Origin of the sequence: Huintestinicola butyrica (assembly GCF_025567215.1) — a bacterium.
GTDB lineage: Bacteria > Bacillota > Clostridia > Oscillospirales > Ruminococcaceae > Huintestinicola > Huintestinicola butyrica.
In genome coordinates, this window is record NZ_JAOQKB010000011.1 from 50,649 (window position 1) to 62,847 (window position 12,199).

Genomic DNA, 12,199 nt, shown 5'->3' on the forward strand with positions numbered 1-12,199 from the left:
GAAAAAAGTGAAAAGAATTGCTGCTTTTGCTGCCGCACTGCTTACCGCAGCGGCTATCCCCTGCTCAACATATGCGGACGACGAAATGATAATCGAGATAATCCCCGAAACTGCCGACACCATCGTAACAGTCAAGCCTGAAAAGGACAAGACTAAGATAAGCCCCTATATTTTCGGCATAAACGACAAGGGAAATATAGCGGGCATATCCCCTACAGTTATAAAGCAGACGGGCACATCTCTTTCAACCTACAACTGGGAGACAAATTTCTCAAATCCCGGAACAAGCGGCAATAACTCAAACGATATATCGCTGGTGGATAATTTTCCATCCAGCAAATGGAGCTCACCTGCGCTTTACACTGATTCACTTGTTACCCGTGGAATGATGAACAATATTCCCGTAAGGCTGGTAACTCTCCAGCTGATGGGATATGTCTCCAAGGATTCCATGGGTATCGTTTCTGACGATGCTTTGTCGAAGCAGACAAGATGGTGTACCGTGCAGTTCCATAAAAACGACACATATCTTAATCAGCCCGACACTGACGATGACGTGGTCTATATGGACGAATATGTGAGCTATCTGGTAAACCGCTACGGTTCAGCCATGGAGGGCGGAATAAACGGATATTTCCTTGACAGCGAGCCTGATAAGTGGGCTGAGAATTTCTCGGTGCTGGGTCTTGACCAGATAACCCCCGACGAGCTTTTGTATCGTTCTGCAGAGCTTGCATATGCAGTCAAGACTATTGACAACAAGGCTTTTATATTCGGTCCGTCAGTCAGCGGGCTTCAGGGCTGCATAAATCTGAACAATTCAGACGCATGGGGCAGCCGTTCGGATAATGAGTATTCATGGTTTATAGATAATTACCTCTCGTATATGTATATGCGTGGCGATCAGGTGGGTTATCGTCTGCTGGACGTTCTGGATTTGCACTATTACACCGAAGCGCTTACTCCCGTGGGCATTCCTGTGCTCACAAGCAGCGATGAGTTCAGCAACGCTTACCGTATGCAGGCGGTCCGAACACTATGGGATTCGGACTACACGGAAAACAGCGTTTCAGTGCTTATGAACAAGCAGTTCACCCCGCTTATCCCCACATTGCAGGCTTCTATAAGAATGAATTATCCCGGAACTCGTCTTTCATTCTCTGAATATGACTTTGGCGGCGGAGACAATATGAGCGGTGCCATTGCCGAGACAGATGTGCTGGGAACCTTTGCAAAGGAAGGCGTTTACCTTGCCTGCCTGTCCCCTGTTTCGGAGGATTACAGCTTCCAGAAGGCTGCCATGAATCTTTTCACCGACTATGACGGTGAGGGCACAAAGTTCGGAGATGCGCTTGTATATTCTGACAACGACGATGATACAATGAGCTCGGTATATGCGGCTGTGGATAATGATGACCCTGAAGTGCTGCGTCTTATACTCACAAACAAAAACATGGTGAATACGAAGAATTTCAACATAAACATCAAGTCATCTCAGTATGATTATGAGCTTTCCGAAGCATACCGCATAGATGAAAATGCGGACATTGTAAACATCGGAACGGACAGCTTTGAGTATGGCAGCAACACCGTAAGCTTTGATGCAGATACAATGTCCGTTTATATGCTGGTGCTCAGAAGCGTTGGCGAGGAGCTTATTTCCGAGGACAGCAGCGAAAGCGTATGGAACACAGAAGCTTCACAGGCAAATGAAGATGATAAGATCATAACCGAAAATCCTCATGGTACTACCGAAAGCGTGACAGTTTTACAAAGCTCAGAGGCTGTTACCGAAGACACCAATCCTGCGGACGCAACAGTTCCTGACCTTATCGAAACTTCTCAGTCAGTTGCAGAAACCGTTACAGTTTCAGCAACGGATGAAGGAACTGCCCAGTCATCTGACAGCGACATATCGGAAGCGGAAGAATCCGATGAAAATGGTGACGAAGAGGCTAAAACAGTTGCCACACCTGTCAAGGTGATAGTATTGTCACTGGCTGCCTGCGTTGGTGCAGGAATATTCTATGTTCTTATTATAGATAAAAAGTAAGATAAACCATAAAAAAGCAACAGGCTATGCGAAAAGTGCAGCCTGTTGCTTTTTTATTTACGTATAACGCAGGAAGCTTTGAAGCATTAACAAAACAAAGGCTCACGGAAGAATATCCGTGAGCCTTTGTTTTAATCGTGATCTTTGATATATGATTTATGCGAATCGGAGGGATTTAATGAGGGCTTCATGCAGTCCTTGGTAAATCCATCTGCCTTGGCATGGTAATGAGCTGTTCCTCTGTTATCATGCTTTGGTGAAAGACGGCAGTCCGTATCCTGTGAGGTATGAGCTGTAAAGTCTTTATGACCGTTATTATTCTTGCTGAAATTCATTCAGTGCCTCCATAAATCAGTTGGCGAAATCAAACGCAGCCCTGAGCCTTCATAGCTTCAGCAACCTTCAGGAAGCCTGCAATGTTTGCACCTGCCATGTAGTTGCCTTCCATGCCATACTCCTTAGCAGCGCTGTCGCAAGCATTGAAGATGGAAACCATGATGTTGTGGAGCTTAGCGTCAACTTCCTCGAATGTCCAGGAAAGTCTTTCGCTGTTCTGGCTCATTTCGAGACCGGAAGTAGCTACGCCGCCTGCATTGGCAGCCTTTGCAGGACCATAGAGGAGACCGCTTGCAAGGTATGTGTTGATAGCGTCGGGAGTAGAAGGCATATTAGCACCCTCTGCGATAGCAAATGCGCCGTTAGCAACGATAGCCTTTGCGCCTTCGCCGTCGATCTCGTTCTGAGTTGCGCAGGGAAGAGCAATGTCAAGCTTGATATTGCCTGCGTTGCACTTAAGTGTCCAAACGCTGCCCTCATGGTACTCAGCATTCTTGTGAGAAGTTCTGCCGATGTACTCCTTGATTCTGCCTCTCTCAACTTCCTTGATCTGCTGAACGAGCTCAAGCTCGATTCCGTCGGGATCGTAGATGTAGCCGTTGGAGTCGGAAACTGTGATTACCTTAGCTCCAAGGGTTGTAGCCTTCTGGCAAGCGTAAATAGCAACGTTTCCGGAACCGGAGATAACAACGGTCTTGCCCTCGAAGGACTTGCCGTTAGCCTTAAGCATTTCGTTGGTGAAGTAGCAGAGACCGTAACCTGTAGCCTCTGTTCTTGCGAGAGAACCGCCGTAGGTAAGGCCCTTACCTGTGAGAACGCCTGTGAACTCGTTGCGGAGTCTCTTATACTGACCGAACATATAGCCGATCTCACGTCCGCCTGTACCGATGTCGCCGGCAGGAACGTCTGTGTCAGCACCGATGTGCTTGCAAAGCTCAGTCATGAAGCTCTGGCAGAAACGCATAACCTCTCCGTCGCTCTTACCCTTAGGATCGAAGTCGGAGCCGCCCTTGCCGCCGCCCATAGGGAGGGTTGTAAGGCTGTTCTTGAATACCTGCTCAAAGCCGAGGAACTTGATAATACCGATATAAACGGAGGGGTGAAGTCTGATACCGCCCTTGTAAGGACCGATTGCAGAGTTGAACTGTACTCTGAAACCACGGTTTACCTGTACCTTGCCGTTGTCGTCAACCCAAGGAACACGGAAAATGATCTGTCTTTCAGGCTCAACGAGTCTGTCAAGAACGCCTGCCTCAACGAGATCGGGTCTCTTGTTGATAACGGGCTCGAGGGTCTCAATAACCTCTGTAACAGCCTGAATGAATTCGGGCTCACCCTGATTACGCTTCTTAACATTTTCCAGTAAATTGATAAGATATGTGTTGGTTAACGCCATTGTTAACAACCTCCCTGTATAATTTTCTCCATGCGAAAACTTCCATCACATAAAGACTGAATTTATTATAACACCTTTATTCAGATTTTGCAAGATGTAAAACGCAAGTTTGCAAAAAAAATCCTGCATATTTTTTGAGCATTTTTAACAAAATTCTCAAAGCGTTATTTACACAGAGTCAAAATCACATTACGGCAGTGTAAATATCGTTCTTTCTCACCCCTGTTATCCTTGCGGCTTCCTTGCAGGCATCGGACATCTTTGCACCGCCCTCAATGAGCTTGCGTGCAATATCGGCGGCTTCTTCCACCGAATATTCATCTTTCAGCTCTTCAGCGCTCATGCCCTCCACCACAAGCACATACTCCCCTCTCGGAGCATTCTGCTCATAGTATTCTATCGCCTGAGAAAGCGTTGTACGCATTACTTCTTCATGTATCTTTGTAAGTTCACGGCATATGGATATGCGTCTGTCACCAAAATATTTCAGCATATCCTCAAGAGTTGACCTGAGCTTATGTGGTGCCTCATAAAAAATCAGCGTGTGAGTATCCTTGGATACGGATTTAAGATGCTCAAATCTCTGCTTCTTTGTGACGGAAAGGAAGCCTTCAAATGCAAAACGTGATGCAGGGATACCGCACACCGCCGCCGCCGTTGCCATTGCCGTAGGTCCCGGAACAGCTTCCACGGGGATATCAAGGTCTCTGCACATTCTGACCAGATCCTCGCCCGGATCGGAGATACAGGGCATACCTGCATCGGTTACCACCGCACAGCTCTCCCCGCTTTGCAGGCGGCTTATGATATTTTCCGAAACGTGTGATGCAGAATGCTCGTGATAGCTGAGCAAAGGCTTTTTTATATCAAAATGATTGAGAAGCTTGACGGTAACTCTTGTATCCTCGGCACAGATGAAATCCACTTCCGATAAGATCCTGACAGCTCTGTAGGTGATATCCTCCAGATTGCCGATGGGTGTTCCCACAACGTAAAGTTTTCCTGGCATTTTATTCAGTCCTTTCATCGGTCTTTCCGTAGATTTGTGCAAGCTCTGGGCTTATTCCCCCGCTTCCGCTGATATAAAGCTGCGGAAGCACCTGCATAAATGAGCCGCCGCCCTTTCTTCCTTCAATAAGGAAAAGCCATGGAGCATCACTGGGCGATTTTGATACGAACCGCAGATATTTCGGCTCGATATCATTGTCACGCATGGCGCACATAACGTCCGCCAGACGCTCGGGACGGTTGCACAGACACAGCCTGCCGCCGTATTTCAGGAGCTTATTTCCGGCAGCGCACACGTCAGATATGTTGCACAATATCTCGTGACGGGCTATCTTGTGAGCCGAAAGCTCGCTTTCAATGCCCGCTTTGGCTGCCTTATAGGGCGGGTTGCAGGTGACAAGGTCACATCTGCCCAGCGGAGCATCGTTTGTAAGTGCTTTCAGATCCATAAGCAAGGGATATGTCTCTTTCAGCCCGGAGCGGCTCACAGTCAGCTCAAACTGCTCTATCGCCTGCGGCTGAATATCCACGCCATATACCTGCTTAGGCACATATCTCAGGCGCATGAGAACGGCAATTATTCCGCAGCCTGTGCCAAGGTCGCAGACAATATCCTTGTGGCGTGCTTTGGCAAAATCAGCCAGCAAAAATGCGTCAGTGCCGAAGGTATGCTCCTTCGTGACGCATATCTCACAGCTTTCTCCCAGCTTTTCAAATGTATTAAAATCAGACATTTAATGTCTCCTTGTTATAAGATTTATGTTTCATATCTATTTCCTTGGAAATAGGTATGAAGTACTCCAAAATTCATTAAATGTGCAGAACATCATCAGAACTTTTTCAGAGATTCACGATGCACCGATTCAATATTATCGCAAAGGAAATTGTAGAAATCAACAGCTGCAGCTGACTCGGTATTGTTGCATACGACCGTTATCTCCCTTCGGCAGTCGGGCACGGAAATTGGCAGCAGAGCAACATTATCGGTGTTGATATCTCCCCATGTATAAGCAGGCCAGAAGCCGATACCCATTCCCGAACCGATAAGGTCACGTACCGTTGAGGGCGAATCGCTTTCGAATATCACATTGGGTACAAAGCCCACAGTACGGCAGAACGTGTCGCATATTGAATGAAAAGGCTTGGAGCCTGACAGGCTGATAAAACCTTCACCTTTGGCATCGGAAAGATTAACAAAATTCTGTCTGGCATAATTGGAATCAGCAGGCACCGCCAGCCGTATCTCCTCCGTAAAGCTCCTGTAAAGGCAGTTCTTCGGGATATTGGGGGTAAGTCCTGTAAATTCAGTCGAGACTGTGCAGTCGCAATTTTCCTCATCAGCACTCTGATACAGATGAAACTTTATATCGGGATTAAGCTTTTTATATTTGATAATAAGTTCAGTGACCAGAAGAGATGCAGCAATAATATTGACACGTATGGTCTTTTCTTCAAGGTCAGCAATTCTTGTAAGGTCATCAGGAATACGCTCAAGTGTTTTGAGTACAACACCCAGCTGCCTGTGCAGATATTCCCCGCATCTGCTGAGAACAACGCTTCGTCCTCTGCGTTCAAACAGCTTTACACCGAGCTCGTTTTCAAGCCTCTTAACAGACTGTGTAAGTGCAGGCTGCGCAATATGAAGCTTTTCGGCAGCCTTGGTTATCTGACCGCATTCAGCGGCTACATAAAAATATTTAAGCTGTGTTAATTCCATATATGTGCTATCCTTTCGCAGGCGGCATTATATCTAATATGTTTTGCCAAGTAAAATTATATCACCGCAGCATAAAAAAGTCAAGAAATGAAGAGCAGGCAAAAAAATAAACGGTTCAGATAAAATCCAAACCGTTTATTTGGCGCAGAAGGAGGGATTTGAACCCTCGCGCCGGTTTCCCGACCTACGCCCTTAGCAGGGGCGCCTCGTCACCACTTGAGTACTTCTGCATAATGGTAACAAAATTAAATATATAGGAAAAATGTTGGCGGAGAGGGTGGGATTCGAACCCACGGTCCCTTGCGGGATCACTGGTTTTCAAGACCAGCTCCTTAAACCACTCGGACACCTCTCCATTATGAGGCTTGCCGCATTACTGAAACCACTCTCATTCAGCGACTTATTTAGTTTACCATAAAAATTCTCATTTGTCAATAGTTTTTTCCAAAAAAATGTGACTTTTTTTATATCTGAGATTTTACTATACACTTTTGGTTTTCACGCCTTGACAAAACAGGCTAAAAATGGTAAGCTTAATCAAAATAACAGGCTAATAAAGCTGCCTTGATTTAAAATAAACTAAATCTAAAAAGGACTGATCCTATGGCACTTATGAATGAAGAAATATTTTCCGCAAGGATAAGAGAACTGACAGATGAAAGCGATCTTGACGAAAGTGCAAAGAGAAGCTATGCCCTTCTTGCGGCATATGCTTTCGACTCCGATAAAATGAAGCACCTTATATATGAATACATTCAGCAGGAAGAGATCACCCTGAAATCTCTTGCAGATTATATTCTGTCTATTGTTCCGAGAGTTGAAAATGATTAAGCTGTCTGCGGCTTTGGGATAATGCTAAAGCTGCAAACAACCTAAAATTTGACTGATGATTGTGCAAATTTATTTTTGCGTTTTGTCGTCAATTTGTCGTCAAGCATCAAAGCATTGCATAATGTATTAAATTTGTTTACAATAATCCAAGTATAAAAAATGCTCTCAAACGACGTGTTATAGCCATTTGAGAGCTTGGTGCGGATAATGTGACTTGAACACACACGGTATTGCTACCACTAGAACCTGAATCTAGCGCGTCTGCCGATTCCGCCATATCCGCATTACTTTAATATTATACACCCACAATACTTATTTGTCAAGGTATATTTGCGGATTTTACATTTTATTAACATTATTTTTGCTTGGCATATTTGAATAACATAGTCTCGCCGAACGGGTCATACCAGATGTCCGATGTATCATCGGACGAAATGAAATAAACCTTTTCAAAAGACAGCGGCAGCGCATAGGCATTGTCAGTTATATAGTCCTCAAATGCTTTTATTGCGTCCTTTTTTTCGGACAGATCAATGCACCTGTCCGCACGCTTTATAAGCTCATCTGCCGAGTTGCCGACGGGCAGGAAATCAGCTATCTGCTGCATGAACTCCTCAGCAGAGTTGGTCCCCCCTTTTATCTCGGCAATGCACAGGTCATAATCGCCCGATTCAAGCCTTTTTTTGTAGTCAGACCTATCCTCGAATACAGGCGAGCAATACAGCTCCAGCTTGTCCTCAAGGTCAGATGTGATACTGTAAGGCAGCGACTCGGAGTTCAGCGAGTCATCTGCAAGAAGAACGCTGCTGTTGAAATCAATATCGGTATGTCCCGCTGTAAACCTGTCCCAGACTGCCTTTGCAGACGATGCTGACAAGACTGTTCTGCTCTCGGGATAAAAGTCACGGAAGCTCTTGTTTGTTACTGTAACTGCGTTGGGAATAAATCCGAATGCCTGAACCGAATTACCGCTCAGCTCCCCCGCCAATTTGTCAAGGTCAACCGACGAAAATACTGCTCTCCTTACGTCCTCATCTGCTGCTATGGGTGACTGTGGAGAAATAAAAAGACAGGTAGTACTGTCAATATACTCACGGCAGGAATACCTTTTCTGCACGCTGCGGTCGTAAAGGGCAATATCATCTATCACATAGGCATCAATGCTGATGTTGTTTTCGGCAGAATATGCCTCCCTGTCCCCTGTTATCTCGATATTTACTATATCGGGGTAGGTTTTGTAGCCGTCAAGGGAATTTGCCGATATTTTTTCAAGAGTGATATGATTATCGTGCCAGTAAGGGTCATAGTTCCAGTCGGTGATGTAAAATGCTCCGCAGGCATATGTGGCATCTGCCGCCAGACCATATCTTCCACGAGTGGAAAGAAACAGCTGCTCATTGCATGGGGACGCCGCAGGGTGTGCCATTAGCTTCAGGAACTCACAGTCGGGATATTCAAGAGTTATCTCAAGTGTAAGTTCATCAATAGCCTTAACGCCCAGCTGAGAGCTGCTCATTGCACCGCCGTAAACCGCCATACTGTTCTTAATATCCGAAAAGCGCTCAGTATGGGGAGAATGTGTCTGAGGGTCATAGATGCGCCTGAAAGCGTATTCATAGTCATATGCTGTAAGCGGAACGGTCTCGCTTGATGAAAGCCCCTGCCAGCACAGACCTTCACGCAGCTTAAAGGTATATGTCAGGCCGTCAGATGAAACAGTATAGCTCTGCGCCGTACCGTTGACTATCATGCCGCTGCCATCAATATCCATAAGGGTGCCGTAAATGTTGCGGATAACATAAAAAGACTCCTTGTCCTCCGCAAGCTGAGGGTCAAGGTTTCCGGGATTTGACGATATTACAACATTGAACTCTCCGCCTGAGCCGTCATCTCCGCTGCCGCAGGCTGTAAGAGACATAACGCCGAAAAGCGCCGCCATGATAAGGATATTTACTTTTTTCATGCCGACGCCCTCCCTGATTTTATTTGTTTGCAGTATTTTTCCTGAATCCCATATAGCTTTCAAGAATGATGACAGCCGCAACCGCATCGACCACATTCTTTCGTTTTTTGCCACGCACATTGACCTCATTGAGATAATTATGGGCCGAGACAGTCGTGCAGCGCTCGTCCCACATTACGACCTCAATGCCTGTCATTTCATGGAGCCTGTCGCCGAAAAGCGTGCATTTTTCCGCCCTTTCGCCCACAGTGTTATTCATATTCTTGGGAAATCCCACTACGATAAGCTCCGCCTGCTCCTGTTTTGCAAGGTCAGCGGTTTTTTCAAGGCAGCGGTCAAAATTCTTTTCAAAAATGACTGTAAGCGGAGATGCCAGAAATTCGCTTTTGTCGCAGACTGCAATCCCTGTTCTGCTGTCCCCGAAATCCACGGACATTATTTTCATAGATACATTCCTTTCGACATCATTTTTTACACCATTTTGACACTGCAAGAGTAGAAAGCCCATCTTTCAGATGAGAGCTGTCGTTCTTGAATATGATATGGGGCATAAGCTCATCGTCATATTCGATAAGCGAAACCGCCGTGTTGTCCGACCAGCCCGGGTCAGCGTAATTTTCCCATTCTCTGCCGTCGGCATAGTTAAGGTACGCCTTTATCGCCATTCCGTGAGATATCACGGCAATAGTCTTGCCATTGTTCTCTGCGGCAATGTTCCTCATTGCAAGCTTCATTCGGTCATATACCTGCCGAGTTGATTCACCGTGCGGAGCCTTGAATTTATTTATCTGCTTTGACCACAGCTCATATTCATGGGGAAATTTTTCAGGCAGTTCGCTCCACCTGACGCCCTCCCAGTCTCCCGCATAAATTTCGATAATGTGAGGGTCAACGGTTAGCGGCAGCCTGTGATATTTATTCACAGCCTCTGCAGTAGCCCTTGCACGTCTCAGCGGGCTTGTATATACCTCTTCTATGGGGATATCCTTGAAACGCTCTGCAAGGCACTCCAGCTGCTTTCTGCCCTTTTCACTTACGTCAGTGTCGATATGTCCCTGAAAAAATTCTTCCACATTGCCCTGCGCCTCAGCGTGACGGACAAGATATATTTTTACCATCTGATTCATTCCTTAGGATAATTTCTGACCTTTTCAAGCCATGCTCTGCTGTTTGCAGCCTCTTCACTGTTATAATGATGGACAAGACGCTCTGCCGTTTGGGGTGCAAATTCATCAAACAGACCGTACATGATAAATACAGCGTTCCATACCTCTTCCGCATTTGCTCCGCCGTATGTTCTGAGAAAGCGCTCCCACACATCGGCAGGAAGCCATCTGTACATATATTTTGCGGATTTCCCCACGCTTACGGAAAAGTCGGTATCAAGCCCTATCTTCCACGAAAGTATCTTCACAAGCTGCGGACGGACTGCATAGGACAGCATATCATGAACATACGGCAGCTCATTGCGCCACAGACCCTTTGCAACGTTGTTCAGGCACCACCAGAACTCATTGCAGGCAGCCTCAAACTCCGCCTGAGACGGCTTTTTCACACGATACTGCTCATCTGTCGGCTCGGGGATATTGGGCATAATGCCGTCCTTGTCAAGAAGTATCCTGCAAAGCTTGTCGCACTCATAATCAAAACAGCCGACAGACTCGACATGAAGGTCAAGCCTGTTTCCGTCAGCAAACTGAATGAGCCAGCCATAAGACTGTGAAAAATCGACCTCTTTTCCCAATGACCTGTCCAGCTCGTCGGGACACTGCATATAAAGCCTTTCGCCGAAACGGTCTATCCAGTGCTTGTCCTCATAAAAGGGCTTTGTCTCCCTGACCGCATACACAATGTCATAATCCTGAAAAATGTCCTTCGGTGCGCTTTTATCAGTCCGTGAACCGTTCATATACACAGCCCTTATGCGTTCATCTGCACGGGCTGTGCCTATGATAAGCTCATACATTTCCTGCTCAGATCTCATTTTTACCAAGGCTTGACAGAGCCTATGATATCCTTGAGCATGATATTCTTCTCAGCGCAGTAATCAGCCAGACCCTCATTTATCTTAACGGGAACCATGGGGTCATTGAATATAGCCGCACCAACCTGTACAACAGATGCGCCTGCCATCATTATCTCCACTGCGTCCTCCCACGAGGAAACACCGCCCATGCCGCATACAGGTATCTTGACGGCATTTGCCACCTGCCATACCATTCTTACAGCCACAGGGAAAACAGCGGGGCCGGAAAGACCGCCTACGTTGTTGTGGAGGATAGGTCTGCCTGTACGGATATCTATTCTCATGCCAAGCAGAGTGTTTATAAGGGATACCGCATCTGCACCCTCAGCCTCGCAGGCCTTGGCGATGTCGGCAATGCTTGTGACATTGGGAGAAAGCTTCATCATAACAGGCTTTGAAGTTGCCTGTCTTACGATCTTTGTGATATGAGCCGCACCGTCGCAGGAAACGCCGAAAGCAGCTCCGCCTGCCTTTACGTTGGGGCAGGAGATGTTGACCTCGATCATATCAACATCGGTGCTGTCCAGCTTCCTTGCGATTTCCGCATACTCCTCTGCTGTGGAGCCTGCAATGTTTGCAATTACAACAGTATCCTTTGTTTTAAGATAAGGCAGTTCCTCTGCAATAAAGTGGTCGATGCCGGGATTCTGGAGACCAACGCTGTTGAGCATACCCGAAGGAGTTTCTGCAATTCTGGGAGGAAGGTTTCCTGTTCTGCGCTGACCTGTGGTTCCCTTTACAGAGATACCGCCCAGCTCGGACAGAGGATAAAACTCTTCAAACTCCCTGCCGTAACCGAATGTTCCCGATGCGGGGATAATGGGGTTCTTGAAGTGAACACCTGCGAAATCTATTCCAAGTCTTGACAT

The 12,199-nt window shown here is 46.5% G+C and carries 12 protein-coding genes and 3 tRNA genes; 2 read left to right on the top strand and 13 right to left on the bottom strand.

Going from position 1 to position 12,199, the window contains the following annotated elements; translation table 11 throughout:
• Positions 1–7 precede the first annotated feature (7 nt).
• A complete protein-coding gene (locus OCV68_RS11290; RefSeq protein ID WP_262572789.1) occupies positions 8–2,053 on the top strand; it encodes a glycoside hydrolase family 44 protein in 2,046 nt (681 codons plus the stop codon).
• A 131-nt stretch (positions 2,054–2,184) separates the two neighbouring features.
• Here OCV68_RS11290 and OCV68_RS11295 read toward each other — a convergent pair whose 3' ends face one another.
• The 7 genes from OCV68_RS11295 to OCV68_RS11325 form a co-directional block, all read right to left on the bottom strand.
• Positions 2,185–2,388 (bottom strand): hypothetical protein, encoded by a 204-nt coding sequence (locus tag OCV68_RS11295; RefSeq protein WP_022476087.1) that lies wholly within the window; start codon positions 2,386–2,388, stop codon positions 2,185–2,187.
• A 29-nt stretch (positions 2,389–2,417) separates the two neighbouring features.
• Entirely contained in the window at positions 2,418–3,785 is a 1,368-nt protein-coding gene (gdhA, locus tag OCV68_RS11300; protein WP_022476088.1) for an NADP-specific glutamate dehydrogenase, read from the bottom strand.
• Between the two features lie 184 nt (positions 3,786–3,969).
• Positions 3,970–4,794, bottom strand: coding sequence for a 16S rRNA (cytidine(1402)-2'-O)-methyltransferase (gene rsmI, locus OCV68_RS11305; protein WP_147621513.1), 825 nt, complete (start codon positions 4,792–4,794; stop codon positions 3,970–3,972).
• Position 4,795: 1 nt separating this feature from the next.
• Positions 4,796–5,527 carry a tRNA1(Val) (adenine(37)-N6)-methyltransferase gene (locus OCV68_RS11310; RefSeq protein WP_262572738.1) on the bottom strand — a complete coding sequence of 244 codons (732 nt, stop codon included), beginning with the start codon at positions 5,525–5,527 and terminating at the stop codon, positions 4,796–4,798.
• Positions 5,528–5,622: 95 nt separating this feature from the next.
• On the bottom strand, positions 5,623–6,510 hold the full coding sequence (locus OCV68_RS11315; protein WP_147621512.1) for a LysR family transcriptional regulator: 888 nt from the start codon (positions 6,508–6,510) through the stop codon (positions 5,623–5,625).
• 140 nt (positions 6,511–6,650) lie between these two features.
• Positions 6,651–6,740, bottom strand: a tRNA-Ser gene (locus OCV68_RS11320).
• 36 nt (positions 6,741–6,776) lie between these two features.
• A tRNA-Ser gene (locus OCV68_RS11325) sits at positions 6,777–6,865 on the bottom strand.
• Positions 6,866–7,113: 248 nt separating this feature from the next.
• On the opposite strand from OCV68_RS11325, the gene OCV68_RS11330 reads away from it, so the two are divergent.
• Complete coding sequence (locus OCV68_RS11330) at positions 7,114–7,341, top strand: hypothetical protein (protein WP_022476092.1); 228 nt, start codon at positions 7,114–7,116, stop codon at positions 7,339–7,341.
• Between the two features lie 196 nt (positions 7,342–7,537).
• Here the strand turns inward: OCV68_RS11330 and OCV68_RS11335 are convergent.
• From OCV68_RS11335 to OCV68_RS11360, 6 genes are all read right to left on the bottom strand, one after another.
• A tRNA-Leu gene (locus tag OCV68_RS11335) sits at positions 7,538–7,624 on the bottom strand.
• 72 nt (positions 7,625–7,696) lie between these two features.
• A complete protein-coding gene (locus OCV68_RS11340) occupies positions 7,697–9,304 on the bottom strand; it encodes an ABC transporter substrate-binding protein (RefSeq protein WP_262572742.1) in 1,608 nt (535 codons plus the stop codon).
• 19 nt (positions 9,305–9,323) lie between these two features.
• Positions 9,324–9,749, bottom strand: coding sequence for a Holliday junction resolvase RuvX (gene ruvX, locus OCV68_RS11345; RefSeq protein WP_262572744.1), 426 nt, complete (start codon positions 9,747–9,749; stop codon positions 9,324–9,326).
• A gap of 19 nt (positions 9,750–9,768) precedes the next feature.
• The gene (locus OCV68_RS11350; RefSeq protein ID WP_022475679.1) at positions 9,769–10,422 is read right to left on the bottom strand and encodes a histidine phosphatase family protein; all 654 of its coding nucleotides are present in this window, start codon (positions 10,420–10,422) and stop codon (positions 9,769–9,771) included.
• 5 nt (positions 10,423–10,427) lie between these two features.
• On the bottom strand, positions 10,428–11,288 hold the full coding sequence (locus OCV68_RS11355) for an aminoglycoside 6-adenylyltransferase (protein ID WP_262572748.1): 861 nt from the start codon (positions 11,286–11,288) through the stop codon (positions 10,428–10,430).
• Positions 11,289–11,290: 2 nt separating this feature from the next.
• Positions 11,291–12,199: a dihydroorotate dehydrogenase gene (locus OCV68_RS11360; RefSeq protein WP_262572792.1), complete on the bottom strand. Its 909-nt coding sequence runs from the start codon at positions 12,197–12,199 to the stop codon at positions 11,291–11,293.